The 17,701-nt window shown below is 43.9% G+C and carries 17 protein-coding genes and 1 tRNA gene; 10 read left to right on the forward strand and 8 right to left on the reverse strand.

Annotation, left to right across the window (positions count from 1 at the left end; translation table 11 throughout):
- Positions 1-2: 2 nt before the first annotated feature.
- Genes JO154_RS06485 through JO154_RS06505 form a run of 5 tightly spaced genes read left to right on the forward strand, consistent with a single transcriptional unit; the run spans position 3 to position 4,700 of the window.
- Positions 3-1,004: a hypothetical protein gene (locus JO154_RS06485; RefSeq protein ID WP_291942971.1), complete on the forward strand. Its 1,002-nt coding sequence runs from the start codon at positions 3-5 to the stop codon at positions 1,002-1,004.
- 14 nt (positions 1,005-1,018) lie between these two features.
- The gene (locus JO154_RS06490) at positions 1,019-1,405 is read left to right on the forward strand and encodes an FdtA/QdtA family cupin domain-containing protein (protein ID WP_291942972.1); all 387 of its coding nucleotides are present in this window, start codon (positions 1,019-1,021) and stop codon (positions 1,403-1,405) included.
- Positions 1,402-2,484, forward strand: a complete 1,083-nt coding sequence (locus JO154_RS06495) for a DegT/DnrJ/EryC1/StrS aminotransferase family protein (RefSeq protein WP_291942973.1) — start codon at positions 1,402-1,404, stop codon at positions 2,482-2,484. The genes JO154_RS06490 and JO154_RS06495 overlap by 4 nt, the downstream gene beginning before the upstream one ends.
- 2 nt (positions 2,485-2,486) lie before the next feature.
- The gene (locus JO154_RS06500) at positions 2,487-3,245 is read left to right on the forward strand and encodes a glycosyltransferase family 2 protein (RefSeq protein WP_291942974.1); all 759 of its coding nucleotides are present in this window, start codon (positions 2,487-2,489) and stop codon (positions 3,243-3,245) included.
- A gap of 48 nt (positions 3,246-3,293) precedes the next feature.
- Positions 3,294-4,700 (forward strand): hypothetical protein, encoded by a 1,407-nt coding sequence (locus JO154_RS06505; RefSeq protein WP_291942975.1) that lies wholly within the window; start codon positions 3,294-3,296, stop codon positions 4,698-4,700.
- Between the two features lie 123 nt (positions 4,701-4,823).
- Here the strand turns inward: JO154_RS06505 and JO154_RS06510 are convergent, their stop codons facing one another.
- A complete protein-coding gene (locus JO154_RS06510; RefSeq protein ID WP_291942977.1) occupies positions 4,824-5,738 on the reverse strand; it encodes a hypothetical protein in 915 nt (304 codons plus the stop codon).
- A gap of 196 nt (positions 5,739-5,934) precedes the next feature.
- Positions 5,935-8,475: a YfhO family protein gene (locus tag JO154_RS06515; protein ID WP_291942978.1), complete on the reverse strand. Its 2,541-nt coding sequence runs from the start codon at positions 8,473-8,475 to the stop codon at positions 5,935-5,937.
- A gap of 343 nt (positions 8,476-8,818) precedes the next feature.
- On the opposite strand from JO154_RS06515, the gene JO154_RS06520 reads away from it, so the two are divergent.
- Complete coding sequence (locus JO154_RS06520) at positions 8,819-9,625, forward strand: queuosine precursor transporter (protein ID WP_291942980.1); 807 nt, start codon at positions 8,819-8,821, stop codon at positions 9,623-9,625.
- 182 nt (positions 9,626-9,807) lie between these two features.
- Here the strand turns inward: JO154_RS06520 and JO154_RS06525 are convergent, their stop codons facing one another.
- The 4 genes from JO154_RS06525 to JO154_RS06540 all read right to left on the reverse strand — a co-directional run bounded on the left by JO154_RS06525 (position 9,808) and on the right by JO154_RS06540 (position 13,004).
- Positions 9,808-10,260, reverse strand: coding sequence for an NUDIX domain-containing protein (locus JO154_RS06525; protein ID WP_291942981.1), 453 nt, complete (start codon positions 10,258-10,260; stop codon positions 9,808-9,810).
- Positions 10,261-10,272: 12 nt separating this feature from the next.
- On the reverse strand, positions 10,273-11,211 hold the full coding sequence (locus JO154_RS06530) for a magnesium transporter CorA family protein (RefSeq protein ID WP_291942983.1): 939 nt from the start codon (positions 11,209-11,211) through the stop codon (positions 10,273-10,275).
- 32 nt (positions 11,212-11,243) lie between these two features.
- Entirely contained in the window at positions 11,244-12,029 is a 786-nt protein-coding gene (gene dapF / locus JO154_RS06535; RefSeq protein WP_291942984.1) for a diaminopimelate epimerase, read from the reverse strand.
- Positions 12,030-12,125: 96 nt separating this feature from the next.
- Positions 12,126-13,004: a nucleoside phosphorylase gene (locus tag JO154_RS06540; protein WP_291942985.1), complete on the reverse strand. Its 879-nt coding sequence runs from the start codon at positions 13,002-13,004 to the stop codon at positions 12,126-12,128.
- A 204-nt stretch (positions 13,005-13,208) separates the two neighbouring features.
- Here JO154_RS06540 and JO154_RS06545 point away from each other — a divergent pair.
- A tRNA-Cys gene (locus JO154_RS06545) sits at positions 13,209-13,279 on the forward strand.
- 57 nt (positions 13,280-13,336) lie between these two features.
- On the opposite strand, the gene JO154_RS06550 is transcribed toward JO154_RS06545, so the two are convergent.
- Positions 13,337-13,927, reverse strand: coding sequence for an NAD(P)H-dependent oxidoreductase (locus JO154_RS06550; protein WP_291942987.1), 591 nt, complete (start codon positions 13,925-13,927; stop codon positions 13,337-13,339).
- A gap of 425 nt (positions 13,928-14,352) precedes the next feature.
- Positions 14,353-15,063 carry a HAMP domain-containing sensor histidine kinase gene (locus JO154_RS06555; RefSeq protein WP_291942989.1) on the reverse strand — a complete coding sequence of 237 codons (711 nt, stop codon included), beginning with the start codon at positions 15,061-15,063 and terminating at the stop codon, positions 14,353-14,355.
- Positions 15,064-15,408: 345 nt separating this feature from the next.
- On the opposite strand from JO154_RS06555, the gene JO154_RS06560 reads away from it, so the two are divergent.
- The 3 genes from JO154_RS06560 to JO154_RS06570 all read left to right on the forward strand — a co-directional run bounded on the left by JO154_RS06560 (position 15,409) and on the right by JO154_RS06570 (position 17,671).
- On the forward strand, positions 15,409-15,651 hold the full coding sequence (locus JO154_RS06560) for a helix-turn-helix transcriptional regulator (RefSeq protein ID WP_291942990.1): 243 nt from the start codon (positions 15,409-15,411) through the stop codon (positions 15,649-15,651).
- Positions 15,652-15,672: 21 nt separating this feature from the next.
- Positions 15,673-16,437, forward strand: a complete 765-nt coding sequence (locus JO154_RS06565) for a sigma-70 family RNA polymerase sigma factor (RefSeq protein ID WP_291942991.1) — start codon at positions 15,673-15,675, stop codon at positions 16,435-16,437.
- A 79-nt stretch (positions 16,438-16,516) separates the two neighbouring features.
- Positions 16,517-17,671 carry a FecR family protein gene (locus JO154_RS06570; protein WP_291942992.1) on the forward strand — a complete coding sequence of 385 codons (1,155 nt, stop codon included), beginning with the start codon at positions 16,517-16,519 and terminating at the stop codon, positions 17,669-17,671.
- Positions 17,672-17,701 lie beyond the last annotated feature (30 nt).

Consider the following 17,701-nt stretch of genomic DNA (forward strand, 5'->3'; position numbering starts at 1 on the left):
GGATGAACGGGAAAAACGCAACATTATATTACTGTACCTTATTTGACAGCAATTACCTGTCGCGCGGATTGGCCATGTATGAGTCGCTCGCCGCGGTATGTAACAGTTTTCATCTGTATGTATTTGCATTCGATGATAAATGTCTCCAAGTGTTGAAAGGCATGCGGTTGGCCAACATGACTGTCGTCTCCCTAAAAGAATTTGAAGATCCGGAATTGCTGAAGATAAAGCCTACTCGCAATAGAGCCGAGTATTGCTGGACTTGCTCTTCCTCGACAATATTGTACTGTATCCAGCAGTTTCAGTTGGATCATTGTACTTACATTGATGCGGACCTGTATTTTTACAATGATCCGCAGGTATTAATGGATGAAATGGGCGATCGATCTGTGATGATCACAGAGCATCGTTATACGCCCATGTATGATAAGAGTAAACTGAGTGGTAAATACTGCGTGCAGTATGTAACCTTCCGTAATACCGAAGAGGGCATGACAGCCCTGCAATGGTGGCGGAATGCGTGTTTGGATTGGTGTTACGACCGTCATGAAGATGGTAAGTTTGGCGACCAGAAATATTTGGACGACTGGACCACCCGATTCAAAGGCGTATGGGTAATGGAAAACCTCGGCGGAGGATTAGCACTTTGGAATATTCAACAATACCAAGTGTTTGAAGAGAAAGGGAAATTAATGTGCAGAGAAATTAGTACTGGTAAAGTGTTTGCACCGATATTTTATCATTTCCATTACCTGAAATATTTCAGTGATGGAACCATAGAACTGGGGCGTAGGATTATTACGCCAGATGTAAAAGAACTGTTCTATAAGCCTTATATCAAAGCGTTGGAAAAGGCAAAACAAGCGATCAATGCAGCAGACAACAGTTTTGATCCGCATGGGTCCCGTATGCGTCCGGGAGGGCTGAAAGCTATACTGGTAACGGCCTGGAGGAAACTGAAAAACGTGTATCATATTTATTCACTGCAGGAATTAGGCCTGTAAGCAACGGAAATCACATGGCACATATTATAGAACTGACCACACATAGCGACAAGCGAGGCAATCTCACTGTGATAGAAAAGCAGATACCGTTTGACATCAAGCGTATCTTCTATATTTATGGTGTAGATGATTCTGTTAGAGGCGGACATCGTCATCATACCACCATACAAGCCGCCATCTGTGTACATGGCAGTTGTATTGTGTCTAACAATAATGGGCAGGAGAAGCAAGATTTTGTGATGGACCATCCGAATAAATGCCTCATCCTACAGCCGGAAGACTGGCATACCATGCATCATTTCACACCTGATGCCGTATTGCTGGTAATGGCTTCCACCGCTTTCGATGCGAAAGATTACATCTATGAACCTTACGATATAAACGACAAACTAGGGTTATGATCGATTATGAAAACCTCGGCTTGCTGAACAAGCCCTTCTTCGAAGAATTAAAAGCCTCTTTCAATGAAACACTGGAAAGCGGTTGGTATATACTGGGAAATAAGGTAAAAGAATTTGAAAACGCCTATGCCGCCTATCATGGCAGTAAGCATTGCATTGGTTTGGCCAATGGATTAGATGCGCTGACATTGGCTTTGCGTGCCTTCAATTTTGAGCCGGGTGATGAAGTGATTGTACCTTCCAATACTTATATCGCTACTATTCTCTCTATTGCGCAATGTAATCTGAAACCCGTGTTGGTGGAGCCAGATATCCATACTTATAACATTGATGCTTCCAAGATAGAAGCCGCTATCACTCCCCGTACGCGGGCGATAATGGTCGTGCATCTGTATGGCAAGAGCTGTGAGATGGATAAGATTGTGGCCATCAAAGAAAAGTACGACCTGAAGTTGATAGAAGACTGTGCACAATCGCATGCCGCGAGTTTCAAAGGCCAGTTGACCGGTACTTTCGGCGAGTATGGCGCCTTTAGTTTTTACCCTACCAAAAACTTGGGGGCTTTAGGTGATGCCGGCGCCATTCTCTGCAATGACGATACTTTGGCAGTAGCCATGCGCAGGTTGCGTAACTATGGCTCCGATGTAAAATATCACAATGAAGTAGTAGGCGTGAACAGTCGCCTGGACGAAATGCAGGCTGCATTTCTGCTGGTAAAATTCAAGTACCTGCAGCAGATCACCGAGCATAAACGTAAGCTGGCAGCTATTTATCATGAAGGTATTAAAAATGACTTCATTAAGCCGGTAGTACATCCTGATTATTTCGACGTATATCATATCTATAATATCCGCCATGAGCGCAGAGATGCGTTGAAGCAGTATCTGCTGGACAATGGTGTGAAGACGGATATTCACTATCCAATACCGCCTAATAAGCAGAAGGCTATGCAAGGGATCATTTCTGGTGATTATCCTATATCAGAGGAGATTCATCGGACTACATTAAGTTTGCCTTGCTCTTATTGTCACACTACTGCCGATATTGAAAAGGTGGTGGAAGTAATAAATAAATTCTAACTGTGACGGACAAACGATTTTCACCGGTTATCAGCATTATAACTGTTTGTTATAATGCTGAAAAATATATTGCACATACCATTGAGAGTGTGTTATCGCAGACGTATCCTCATATTGAGCATATCATTGTGGATGGTGCGTCTAAGGATAAGACGATGGAAGTGGTGGAGAGATATCGTTCATCTTCTATGAAGGTGCTCTCCGAGAAAGATAAGGGGCTGTATGATGCTATGAACAAGGGTTTGCAGTTAGCTACCGGCGATTATGTTTATTTTCTGAATGCCGATGACGTCTTTTTGGATGCGCAGGTATTGGAGAAAATGATTGCGAGTTGTGATCATGCGGATGTGTATTATGGAGAAGCCATGTTTTTGGATGCGGAGGGGAAGGCGTTGGGTTTGCGTTCTGAGCTGACCCCTCAGAAAGTGCCTGAAAATCTGGACTGGAAAAGCTTGCAACATGGCATGGTGGTGTCCCATCAGGCTTTTATTGTTAAGAGAGACATTTGTCCTCCATATGATTTACGTTACAAAGTGAGTGCAGATATTGACTGGATGATCAAGGTGCTGAAACAGACCAAAGTGGCCTGTAATACCCGCCTGGTGGTGGCTGGCTTCCGTGTGGGCGGTACATCCAAGCAGCGTCAGCGACTGGCATGGAAGGAGCGTTACCAGATATTGAGCCATCATTATGGGAAGATTTCTAATTTTTTGCATCATCTGTACATCGCAGGTAGATATATAGTATCGAAGAAATATTAAATAGATTCTCTATTTTGCGGGGATTATTTTTAAACGAATATCCCAACTATGAAGCAAATTAACCTACGCAGTATACTGTCGGCTGCGTTTCTGCCTATTGTCATGGTAGCATGTAATCCTGGACATCCTGACAAAGAACCACCTGTTACTCCGCCAAAATTTGAGATTCCCAAAACGCATGGTGATACACTGGCTTATTTCTACAAGAAGACATTAGGGATTGATAGTACTCAGATTAAAGGAGATATTATTGATGGCGACATTTTCCTTCCGAAGACTACCTTATCGAATTTATTTGCCTCATTCCCATTTGAGGAGAGCAAGGATAGTACAAAGCACGCTCTGAGTCCATTGAAGGCATCTTCCAACATTGTTCGTACGATCAAAATCAAGGCAAGCAACCTGAGTGGGGAATGGTTGAATGCTGCCAGAGGGGCTATTGGCTACTGGAATAGTTTTCTGATCAGTAAGGGCTCTCTGGTAACCTTCATGTTATATACAGATCCGGCTCCTACCGAGGTTGAAATTGCCTTTGATTGTAATTATACCGGCACTACTGCTATCACCAACTTCCCTACTGGAGATGGCAGAGTAGGTAATAGTATTTCGATCAATACTTGCAACGCTACTATAGCAGCTTATACTACTAAACAGAAAGCTTATTTCCTGGCGCACCAGTTGGGACATATTCTAGGCATGCCGCATTCAGATGGTTTGGGTAAAACCTACTACGATTACGGCTATGCTACCGGCGATGTGAATTCACTCATGCAAAGTAAAATGCCTTCTACTATTCCTTCCCAGGTTTTCTCTGCCGGTGATATCGCAACGATCAACAAAATGTATCCTCGTGTAGATATGACCGAGGTATCAGCGGGAAATCTTTCTGAATTAGTAGGTATGGATTTTGGCAGTGACGACGGCGTTTTATACTACCATCCAAATGGTAAAGTTACCAGAGGAACGCTGGCTACTACATATGGTCCAACGACCACGTATGTAGCTTATTCCAAGCTGACCAGAGATCAGATTATCACTATTACCGTTTCCAGCCATAACCGTTACTATGCATGGTATAAGAATGGAATGGTGTCTAATGGAGACAGATATGATTTTAACAGCAATCCATTTGATGATTATCGTCCTTTTACCCTGCCATATAATAAAACAGTAAATGATATTGTGGGCATCACCTGTAACAAGGCAAATGATGACATCTATACCTATTACAAAGATGGTACTTATTCTGTAGGCAGAACCTCCAATTTGGCACAGTACTATTATGGTTTGGCTTATACTGTACCAGTTGGTAAGCAGTATTCAGACATCAAGGCAGTTGGTAGTTCTACTGATGGCACGTATTATTTCTGGTATAATGATAATACCGTGTCTTATAGTGCTAGTCCATCCCATTCAAATGCGCAAGGACCTATAAAGGTTTCCACACAAAAATAATAGTCGATACAGTATTATAATCAAAAAACCGTAAGTAACGTCTGTAGTAGATGTTACTTACGGTTTTTGTCTTTTTCGTTGTCCCTGCCCAGCGGGCAGGGACAACAGATGTGAGTGATATAATTATCTGTTCTCCACTTTTTGTAATCTGGCTTTCAGCGCTGTGATTTCCTCTTGTTGTTGGAGGAGATATAAAGTCAGCTCTTCCACTTTTTGTAATAAACGTTTATTCATATCTCCGACATCCAGGCCGTTCTGCTCTACTTCTGCTGCAGCAGGCATATCGGGGAGGTGTTTATGCGTATTTAGATATTGTTTAAGGTCATTTAGAGATGGCAATGGGTAATTCTCCTGGAATACATAGTCTGGCCACTCAGTCATGGTTACCTTCACTTTTTGCGCTGTTATCGTTCCGGCTACTGCCAATTTAGATTTGGGCGTGGAGGTACCGATGCCCACATTTCCGTTATTTAAAACAGACATTCTCACTGTATAGGCAGTTCCGTTATAGTCACCGAATGTTAATCTTCCTCCAGCAGCTGAAGGAAAGTATACACTATATTCGTACGGGCCATTATCCATATCGGTACCTAAGCCCATCCAGGCTTGTGGATCTATCTCTAATCCGAAGACCTGTAGTCTGGGACTACGGGCATAGTTGCCGCCAATCATTATTGCCGGTTGTGTGGATGTTTTCTGTATATGGAGATTTGCCAGTGGGTTCATGGTCCCGACCCCTACAAAGCTGTTATTTATATTTATTGTCAGTGCATCCGATTGTGTACCATAGCTATAGATGTGAAAATTATTGTCTCCGATTTCTCTTTGCCCGATAAAGAAATGGTTCACCTGATTGGTTTGCCAATTTAAACCGAGGAAAGAGTTGGAGGTAGGTCTGTTTAAGATCAGAAATTTATTGTCTGCATTAATGCTATTTCCACTTTCGAAAACGGATTGTAATGGTGGTACCTGGCTCTGCCCTTTTACAGAGAGTGCGAGAGAAAATGCAACAGTGCTACTCAGTAAGAATTTCTTCATAGATGAAGGGGATTTAGGGCAGCAAATTAATTAATAAGTACTGAAAGAGCTGATTATTATTGGGTTTAAGTTACCAAGCAGTATGATAAAAATAAAAGAAAAAGGAATTGAAGCCGGAGACTTCAATTCCTTTTTCTTTTATTTTCGTTGTCCCTGCCCAGCGGGCAGGGACGACAGATGTGAGTATTTTGCTTTATTAAGCAGTTTTATTCTTTTTGTCGCTCATATATTGCCAGATGAATCCACCTGCAGCGATGAGCAGTACGAGGATAGAGGAGATATATGAAATGGTGGCCGTCTTGTAGAAAGTTTGCGGTTGGAATTTCATTTCTACCTTATGCTGGCCTGCAGGGATTTTCAATCCACGCAGTGCGTAGTTGGTGCGGATGATATCTGTTTCTTTACCATCGATAAATGCTTTCCAGCCCGCAGGGTACCAGATATCGGAGAATACTGCGAAACCTTCCTGACTGTTGTTGGAAGCGTATTCCAGGTTATTCAGGCCGTATTTAGTCAGTTTGATGCTGGCAGTGGTATCGGCTACTGGTTGGAAGGAACCACCCAGTTTAGGTTCGAAACGTTTGTCTACTACAGCGCTGTCTTTTACATTCAGGAAGCCGAGTGTTTTCATTTCAGTATTCGCATCTGGTGCATATACGATACCTTTTACAAACCACGCATTACCGTATGCTTCTGGATTGCGTTGAGCTACCAGTTGACCGTTTTGGCCAGGGAAGATCAGGTATTTGGTGTTCAGCATGTCTAGGATGCGCATATCCTGTGGCTGAGGTTTACCGGAAGCGATGTGCTGGTAAGCAGGAACGAGCAGATGATCCAGCATATCTTGGTAAATCCACAGTTTAGCAGGACTGTAACCACCGATGTTTTTATGGAAGTAAGAAGGAGCCGCATTATCGAGTGGAGCGGTGAGGTTCCATACGCGGTAATAAGGATCTGGATCTTTCTTGATTTCCAGGTCGGCGGCAGTAGGTTGCAGTTCAGCCATGAAAGTAGAATCGTCTACAAAGCTGTCTGTATTCAGGTATTTTTTGTCTTGTTGCCAGAGATCGATCGTAATAGCGCCAATAGTAATTACTGCCAGTACGGTCATATTGATTTTGTTTTTCAGGAATGCCCAGAGTGCACCTGCGCCGATGGCGATAAAGAGGAGGGAGCGGAAGCTGTCTTTCAGCATCAGGTCCGCACGGTCTTTTTCCAGTCCGCGTATGATCGACTTAGCGTTTTCTTCGCCACCGAAATATTGACTGAAGCTGCTGAGCAGTCCTGCATCGTGGTGGCTGGTGAAGTTCATGGTATAGCTACCAGCGATACCAAATACTACCACCACACCTGCAGTAGCGAGGGTAGCGTATTGCAGTTTTTTCAGCAATACAGCGGTACCGAGAGTACCATCCACCACCTCTTGTAATGCGAGGATAGCCAGCACCACAAAAGAGAAAGACGGTATAATCAATGCCATAGCAGGGGCACGGAATTTATTGTAGTAAGGGAGGTGGTAGAAAAGGAATTCGTTTACAATCATGAAGTGGTTGCCCCATGCCAGTACAAAACCTACGATCGTGATAGGAATCAGCCACCAGATATGCCAACTGCGAACTATCAGTAACGACAGTACGAAAAGGAGGCAGATGATAGCACCTACATATACCGGACCAGAGGTACCCTTAGGCTGATCGCCGTGGTACATAGGGAAAGGCGCCTGTTGCAGGATTTGTTCTGCTTGTGCTTCTGGGGCGCCGATTTTCACCAGTGCCTGATAGGTATTGGAACCTACGCCTGGTTTGGCGCTGGAAGCGTTACCTGCATAGCCTGGGATCAGGAAAGTGAAGGATTCTTTTATACCATAGCTCCAATCGTATGCGTAATCGATATCCAGACCAGTAGATTTGGTGTCTTTTTTAGCGCCGCCTGATTCTTCTGGAGAGTGGATGGTCAGTTCGGATTTGCTACCACGCATGGTGTACTCTGCATACTCCTGTGTTACTAGCAGGGTATTAATAGAAGGCAGTACCCCCATTACACCTGCTACCAAAAGGATAGCAGATGCTTTTATGAAAGTGGAAAGTTGTTTTGTTTTATAGAAATGTATAAACGCTGCGATCACTACAAACACGATACAAATGAAAGTGTAGTAGATCACTTGCAGGTGGTTATTATAGATAAAGAGCGCGGTGGCTACCATGGTGAGGGCGGCGCCGCTGAAATATTTACCGCGATAAGTGAGTAGGATACCCGCAAAAACGGCTGGCATCAGGGCGATATCGTACATTTTAGTGACGTGCCCTACATCAATCAAAATCACATTATAGGTACAGAATGCGAATGCTATTGCCCCAGCAATTCGGATCCAATATTTAATGTTGAGTACGCATGCCAGGATATACATACATATCATGGCGAGGAAAAGCATGTTAATAGGGTCGGGCAGAAAGAGGCAAACAGCTTTATTGAGAAAAGCTATCTTGTTGGCATTAGGGCCGGTATAAACCACATAGGTGGGCATTCCCCCGAACATGCTGTTAGACCAGAGTGGGATATCGCCTGTCTGCTGGTAATAGTCTTTCGCTTCTTTGGCCATTCCCTGCACGTTCATCATGTCCGACTGGTTTACAACCTTGCCTTCCATTGCTGGAGCGCAGTAAATTGTAGCCAGGATCAGGAAGATTCCTATTGCTGCCAGATGTGGTAGTATGGCTTTTAGCCAGTTTTGCTTCATCGGATATTTTGGATTTAGTTTTAAAGAAACAAAAATAACTGTAATTTATCCGAAATTTCAATATGCGCTGGATACGTTTTCTATTAAAATTTGTGTTTATCTGCAATGTGTGCTTTATTATCGGCGAAATCCTCCGCATTACGGCATATAATCATGAGTGGGATGCGTTGTTAATGCACATCCTGGTGTTGGGAGTAGGGATTGCATTCCCGGTTAACCTGGTTGTCAGTGTTTTAGTAGCTTTATTGTTGTTACTGAAAAAAATTGAGTGGAAATCTTTGCCACCGTGGGTATATTTGCTGAATCTAGCAATACTCATCGTACAACTTTATATAACTTTCTGATGATTAAAAATATGTTGAATGATAAGCCGACGAAGCTGTTTTTGGCTTTTTCGTGCTTTTTTGTTGCCAATGCCCTCATAGCCGAATGTATAGGCGGAAAGTTATTCTCTTTGGAAGCGTTGTTTGGTCTTCCGGTACATACCTTCTCCTTATTGGGACAAAGTGGACTATCCCTTACACTTACTGCAGGTGTGCTATTATGGCCGCTGGAGTTTGTTATGACAGATATTGCCAATGAATATTATGGTCCTAAAGCGGTGCGCAGGATTTCTTATACGGCAGTTATCCTGATCTCTTATGCCTTTCTGATGTTTTATGTGGCGATCAAAGTACCTGCATCTGAATTCTGGAAAGGGAGCAGGGTTACAGAAGGTATTCCGAATATGCAAACTGCCTTTGATAGTATTTTCGGTCAGGGGATGTGGATTATATTAGGTAGTCTTATCGCCTTTTTGGTGAGCCAGATTGTGGATGTAACCGTGTTTCATAGGATTAAGAAACGTACTGGTGAGAAGCATGTGTGGCTCCGTGCCACTGGATCTACACTGGTATCTCAGTTGGTCGATAGTTTTATCGTATTGTTTATCGCATTCAAAGTAGGGCAGGGATGGAGTTGGCAACTAGTGCTGGCTATCTGCCTGGTCAATTATGCATATAAAGCAGTGGTGGCTATTGCATTGACACCATTGATTTATTTCTTGGAACATAGGATTAACAAGTATCTGGGGCATGAAACCGCGGCGCGTATGAAAGCGGCGGCCATGGGGAAAGAGCATCCGTTGGTGGCGCCGGTTAATGTTGATTAACATAAAGTATTGCAGATAAAACAAAAGGGATTGACGTCTACGACGTCAATCCCTTTTGTTTATTATTTCGTCGTCCCGGCCCGTCGGGCCGGGACGACAGGAAGGAGATTTTGCCTTCATCCCTTTTGGGGCAATTTTGATGTAAACTGCCCAATGATGAACTCCTGATAGTGTATTGCCTATTAATATTTTTTCTTCACCATATCCGCCACCACTTTATCGATGGGGAGAGTGACAGCACTTGAAGAGAAGTCTTCCCAATCAATCCATCTGGCTCTTTCCATTTCCTCTGTACCTTCGGGAACTTCAAAATCGAAAGGTGCCGTGATCACAGGCGCTATAAACGCAGATACAGGTGTAACGAGGTAATAGATAGAGATAATCTGTGTTACATTATCGAAAGCAGAGATTTGGAAGAAATCAGTGGTATAGATATGTTCCACTACTTTCACATCTTGTCCTAGTTCTTCTTGCCATTCTCGCACGATACATTCTAGGGTACCTTCTCCGAATTCGAGGCCACCGCCTGGGAATTTTGTATAGTAGCCACCGCGGATGTATTCATCGCTGACGAGGACTTGTTTTTTCTCATTGATCATGATGCCGTATACCCGGACATTGAAACCTGTTGTCATAATATCAGAAAGCTAGAACCATCTTTTCTTCATGAAATACCAGCTAATAATCACTGATATTGCCAGGGAGAGCATGATGGGGATATAAAATGCGTGAACGGTATGCTGATAGGGAATATCCACGTTCATACCGTAGATACTGGCCACCAGCATAGGGAAAGTGAGTACGATGGTGATAGATGTCAGCCGTTTCATCACCACGTTCAAGTTGTTGGAGATGATGCTGGCAAATGCATCCATGGTACTACTCAGGATATTGGTGTAAACGTTGGCCATTTCCAATGCTTGGGAAGTATCAACGATTAGGTCGTTGAGGAATTCCTTTTCATCTTCATTGAGGCCGAGGAAATTGGTACGTTCCAGTTTCATCAGGAGCAGTTCGTTGCTGCGCAGGGCAGTGACGAAGTATACCAGGCTTTTCTGGATACGCATGATGGCGAGCAGTTCCTCGTTACGATTGGAATCGTACAATTTCTGTTCCAGCATGTTTCTGCGCTGATTGATTTCCTTGAGATAGTCGAGGAAGTTGACTACTACTTTTTCGAAGATCTTCAGCACCATCATATTCCTTTTCTCTGGAGAGCGGTTATGGAAGGTATTGAGGAATTTCTTAATTGCAGTATTATCGAATGAGTTGACCGTAATAATCTGGTTGTGGGTCAGAATGATAACGATAGGAATAGTGATGTAAAAGGCATCGCTATCGGTAACAGCATTATTTTCTGTAGGTGTTTTGATGACGATCAGGCGAACTTTATCCTCCAGCTCATAGCGGGATCTTTCATCGATATCGAGTGAGTCCGTGAGGAAGTCCAGTGGGATGTCCAGTTCTTCAGACAGTTGATCGAATTCGCTTTGTTTCAGTGGGGGGGTAATATTAATCCAGGCGCCATCTTCCGGCGCCTGGATTGCCACTGTTTTTGCATCAATATTTTTGAAATACTGGATCATTAGGTGGGTAGGAAAGGGAGGGAGACACGGATTTATCGGATCTGCATTTGCCCTTCGAAAACGAGGGTCGCAGGGCCGCAGAGCCAGATATTTTCGAAGCTACGTTCGCCGGTTTTGGTGAATTTTACTTCCAGTTGTCCGCCCAAAGTTTGTACAGGTACAACATATTCGTGTTCTTCTTTTCCAGCAAATGTCAGTGCAGCGGCGGTAACGCCGGTTCCGCAGGAGTAGGTTTCATCTTCCACGCCTCTTTCGTAGGTACGAACGAAGATACCATCTTCATAAGGTTGAACGAAGTTGACATTGGTACCCACTGCAGCAAATCTTTCGTTGTAGCGGATTTTGCGGCCTTCGTCGAAAACGTCTGTGGATTGAACGTCGTCTACGAATTTCACGAAGTGAGGGGAGCCGGTATTCAGGTAGAAGTAGAGGGGACCATGTTCCACATCATCTACATCCTGCATTTTAAGGTTGACCCAGCTATCGCCATCGATGGTGGCTTCGTGGGGGCCATCTACTGCGATGAAGGAGAGTGAACCGTTGCCGATACCCATTTTATGGGCGAATGCCACGAGGCATCTGCCGCCATTGCCGCACATGGTACCTTCGCGGCCATCAGCATTATAATATTTCATCGCGAAGTCGTAATCTTCGCTGTTATTGAGCAGCATAAGTCCGTCTGCGCCAATGCCGAAGCGGCGGTCGCAGAGTTCGTGCACTTGTTCGTCTGTCAGCCAATTGTACTGACCATCGCGGTTGTCCATGATAACGAAGTCGTTGCCGGTGCCCTGGTATTTATAGAAATGAATCTGGTTCATGAGCACAAATATAATTTAGATATCCTGGACATGCAAAATATCAAATGGTTATATAAAGGAGCCATCCTCATTGTGGGGAATGGCTCCTGTTAAGTATTATATCGCTGCGATAATTTCCAGGCCTTTTTTGATCAGGTTAGACACAGCAGCGCCGCCGTCTTTACTGAATTCCTGGCGAATTCTGTTGGCAACAATAGCGCTCACAGAGAGGCATTGATGGCCGAGTACGCGTCCCATACCGTAGATACCAGAAGTTTCCATTTCGAAGTTGGTAATACGGTGATGATTATACGAAAATCCGGTGAGGTTATCAATCAGGTTAGGATTGGAGAGAGTACCTCTGAGTACGCGACCTTGTGGGGCGTAGAAGCCAGGGCAGGTAACGGTGATACCATGATGGAAACCTTCTCCGAAGTGGCTGGAGAGGGAGTTCGCGGCTGCGAAGATGGTAGGACTAGCGCTACCAGGGTGCAGGGCTACTTGACCTCGGAAAGCTTCCAGCAGTTGTTTTTCTTCTTCTGTTGTTTCGAAAGCGTAGTAAGGCATGAGGTTGTCCAGGCCAAGACCGTAGGATGAAACCACGAAGCTATCTACCGGAATGCTCTCTTGCAAAGCGCCGGAGGTACCGAGGCGAATGATTTGCAGGGAGGTCAGGTCTTTTTTTACCAGGCGGGTATTGAAATCGATATTTACCAGTGCGTCCAGTTCATTGAAAACGATATCGATATTATCTGTACCGATACCAGTAGAAACCACAGATAAACGTTTATTGCCGATATATCCGGTATGTGTCACAAATTCGCGGTGTTGGAATTTACCTTCAATTTTATCGAAGTGTTGACTAACAGCAGGAACTCTGTCGGGGTCGCCAACAGTGATGATGGTGTGTGCCAGTTCTTCAGGTCTTACATCGAGATGATATACGGCGCCGCGGTTATTAATAATCAGTTCTGATTCAGCAATACGTTTATCCATTTTATAAATTTTTATTTTCACTAATTCGTTTCAAACTCTTATTCAGAGCCCAATATTCATATGTTCTGACCTATTATCAAAATATTTTTTTAGATATTTTTTAAATAATATTTGGTGGTTATCAGAATTTTCCTACTTTTGCAATCCCAACAACGAAACAGCATGTTGCTAAACGGGTTAAAAATAGTAACATTGCAAATATAAGGTTTCATGGCCGAGTGGCTAGGCAGAGCTCTGCAAAAGCTCGTACAGCGGTTCGAATCCGCTTGAAACCTCTGAAAAGAGCTGCTGAAAAGCAGCTCTTTTTTGTTTTATGCTAGTGGGAGACGCATTTACAATTCCCTAATAATCTCCTTGTAATCTACCTGAAAACCGGGCATGGCAGTGCCTTCTACTCTGAAAGTCCATACTTCCGTATTTCCAATATAGGTATTAAACACAGCTTTGATGTGGGCAGCAATGAAGTCGGGCTGATTTTCTAATTTCCCACCGGAGGCGATCGCCAGGTATATTTTTTTGCCATTAAAGCGGCCTTTTCTGGCGCCATTTTCATCATAATCATACGTTACGCCCACGCGGACCAGTTGATCTATCCAGGCTTTTAATAAGGCGGACATTCCAAAGTTGTGCATAGGTGTACCAATCACCAATATATCTGCATTCCTTACATCGTTCACCACTGCATCGGCATATGTCAACCATTTTTGTTCGGCTTCATTTAAGGCAGCAGGATGCTTATAAAAACCGTCTATCAGATTGCCATCTAAAAACGGTGGTGCTGTTTTCGTTAGATCCCTTTCCATGACTACATCAATTTCCTGTTTCCTGATTAATGTATCAATAATAGCTGAGCTCAGGCCCTTGCTATAGGATTTGCTTTCTCGTGCACTGGAAATAATATGCAGCGCAGTTTTCTTTGTCATAAAATGATATGTTTATCATTATGACGATTGATTATTCAAAACGGGGACAGGCTGGAGACATTTTAATCAGCATGTACTGTCTGGGATTAAGCAGCAGCAGCTATTTTTAGGGAGACAACTACTGCACCATACTCATTTTGTTACACTAATGATCGAATTGAAATTTCTATTATCTCTCGCGTATTTTTTTCAAAAATAGATGCTATTTATTTAGTACTTCGCCTGTAGCAATGTGTCTTTAGTGTGGTAGATCTTTCGGTTGTTTTTAAAAAAAGCAGCCGGCCAGGAATGGCCGGCGATGCAGGAATTTACCTCCCGGAAAACGGAGGTAGAAAAGCGCGCTGTAGAAACAGCGAGCATACGTATAACAATCGAATGTGCGTTTAGGTATTTGTTTGATTATGGTGCTTATAAATATTTAGAGATCAGACTGCCGGCAGTCTGATCGCGATGCTAAATGTTTGTGGTGTGCAGGTGGCACTGATAGTACCGCCTAGCAATTGTATATTTTTCTGACAGATGTAGAGGCCAAGTCCGCAGCCAGTGTGATGATGGTCCAGTTGCACGGCGGGTTGGAAAATATCTTGTAATCTATCTTCTGGAAAATGATCGAATTGATTGGTGACAGTCATCATGAGTACTCCAGCGAAGAATGCTACTTCCATGTGCACATTTGTGTTGATGGGAGCATATCTGATCGCATTGGAAAAAACATTATCCAGGATGAGGTCTAGTCGAGAGGTATCTGTGTAGATACTTCCTTTAGGGAAAAAAGAAGTTGTGAGGGTGCGGTGTTGAAGTTCTGCCTGTTGTCGATAATGGGAGAAGGCAGTGCTGCAATAGTCCGCGATACTACAGATATCCTTTACTAGGTTATCTTCCTGTGGTTTTGAAAACCGGTAGATATTATTTACCTGTGTTTTCATTGCCTGTACCTGGATCATAATTTCTTCCAGGGTTTCGGCCGGATTGGAGGGGGCCAGCCGGTAATTGTTCCAAGCTGCAAAAATGTTGCTCAGTTTATTTTGCAAGGTATGACTGAGGGCATACATGGATAATAATAATTGCTCCCGTGTTAAGTTATCATCGGGGAGGCTGCCAGTGACAGTTGCTCTTTGGGTTTCGGAATCCGCCATCAATTGCAGGTTTTGAGGTAAAAAAAACAGTCACGTGCAATATAAATAAAAAAATATGCGCGGGACTCTTACGATGTCGCGATCGGGCGGTTGTAGGAAACCTTTTGAGCACGCACAAAGAAGAGCCCGCGCAATGACGCAGGCTAGCTTCTCCGTCTAGTGGCTCCTTCGAAATTTCCTACATTTCCCGATCCACGGTGACGAAAAGCAGCGTCCAAATATTTTTGGGGCTGCAAAATACAAAATACGCAAATTAAATTGAAAAGTCTATTAAAATAGGCCCTATTAACAGGTGGTTAACTTTAATAGGTGCTATATTAACATGGCCTATGTAAATTTGACTGAATGTCAGTCAAAAAACAACATATAACCGACGAAGAATATTATGCAAGGCTGGGCCATCGGATAAAGCAACTCAGGGTAGATGCTGATTTTATCAGTGCAGAATCCTTTGCACGGGAATATAATATTGGGAGAACCCAATATCTGGCGTATGAAAAAGGTAAGAATATGACACTGGAAACCCTTTTACGTCTTGCCCGCGTCCACGAAATGACGGTAGAGGAGTTGATACGTGGCATAGAATAATTTTACTTCCAATCTTTTCGAATGTGTGCCAGGAAGATACTTCTCCAGGGTATACTTCCGTATGCCATCTGCTGTCTCTTTTTTCCAATTTTCCTCCAAAAGATCAGTGCTGTTACGGATCTCTCCTTCTTTTTTATTTTACTACTCGTATATTTATCCCCGGATTCACAAGATAAAATCAACAAGGAAAATATCGGTGGAGTGAGTGTAGCGTATCATTTATACCAGGAGCAGGAATTGCTGGAACGCATCGGAGAGGGCGATGAGCAGGCGTTTGCCGTCTTCTTCCGAGAGTTGGCGCCTGTTGTTCGGGCGCATATTCGCTGTATCCTCCAAGATGATGAAGAGGCTTTGGAAGTGCTCCAGGAAACTTTCATCCGGGTATGGTTGCAAAGGGATAAACTCGCAGCCATTGAGCACTTGGTAGCCTATATTAAGCAAATTGCAGCCAGGCAGTGTTTTTCCTTAATGCATCGGAATGCGCTGCGTAGGAAAAGACTGGAGGAGCATATACCTGGTACTGTTGTGAACAATGAAGGTGAACAATTATTATCGTATAAAGAAGCGCAGCAAGTGCTGCATGATGCTGTAGCAGATTTACCAGCACAACGCAAACAAATTTACCTATTGAGCCGATCCAAAGGGCTTAGCACCTTGGAAATCGCCAGTGAACTGAATCTTTCCCATAGTTATGTACGCAATACTTTAAGTACTGCTCAGCAATTTATCCGGGAACGCCTGCGTAAAGCAGGAAAGCATCTGCCTATCTTACTGCTGATGCTCTAAAAAAATTTTTTTATTGAGATGAGTACAACCGGATACTTACCATGGTTTAGTATGTGATAGACCTTTATTCCGGCATTTTATGGAGCAGCAACGAATTGTGTATTTATTGGGCCAGCGGGCAGCCAACCGGCTTTCTGTAGCAGAACAGCAGGAGTTTGAACAGCTCTTGGAAAATCCTGCTATGGAGGAGGCTTTTGTGCAGGCTGCGGCATCCATGGAAGTACCGCCGGAGTGGGTAACCGCCTACGATGAACCACTGGAAAGAATATTGGAGGCTACGCTGGCATATGACCGCCCACCGGTGCGTCGCATGACGCCTGTGTTCAGAAAACTGGCTGTCGCGGCAGCAATAGCTTTACTGGTTGGCGCAGGTTTATATATGCTGCAATCTCCTCGTCAGCAACCGCCATTGGCATATGCACATCCAGCGCCCATTATACCTCCCGGCCATACGGGGGCTATTCTCACTTTAGACGATGGATCGCAGGTGGTGTTGGACAGTTTGGGTAACGGTTGGAGAACTACGCAGTCGGGCGCCCGCCTCCAGATTACCAATGGGCAGCTCCAATATACCAGCGAAGGGACAGGTGGTAAAATAGCTATTAATACCACCGGAACGCCCAAAGGACGCCAGTTTGCACTGGTATTGCCAGATGGAACGAAAGTATGGCTCAATTCTGAGAGTAGCATTACTTATCCGACCGCCTTCAGCGGAAAAGAGCGTTCTGTAAAGCTCAACGGCGAAGCTTATTTTGAAGTGGCGGCAGATCCTCATCATCCATTTATTGTACAAGTAACCGACCAGACATCTATTGAGGTGCTGGGAACTGATTTTAATATTAAAGCCTATAGTAATGATGCCCGCATGGAAGCTACTCTCGTGAGTGGAGCGGTTCGCGTGGCACATGGTCAGGATAAAAACCTCCTGAAACCAGGACAGCAGGCCCGAATGACATCGTCCGGCATGACAGTACTGTCGGATGTAGATATAGAAAACGTCATAGCATGGAAGAACGGACTATTCAACTTTGAAGGTATTCAATTAGCGGATGCCATGCACCAGATTGAGAGATGGTATAATATAAAGGTGCAATATGAAAATGGTATTCCGGATATACGGTTTGGAGGTAAAGTCAACCGCAATATTTCACTGAATGAGTTACTGCGTATCCTAGCACGCGCTGATCTCAAATTCAGACTGGAGAGCGACAGACTAACCATTTTACGCAGATAGCACTGGATTAACAGCTTTTCAGGCTTACCA

The sequence above is a fragment of the Chitinophaga sp. genome, from assembly GCF_019236475.1.
In the GTDB taxonomy this organism is placed as follows: Bacteria; Bacteroidota; Bacteroidia; order Chitinophagales; family Chitinophagaceae; genus Chitinophaga.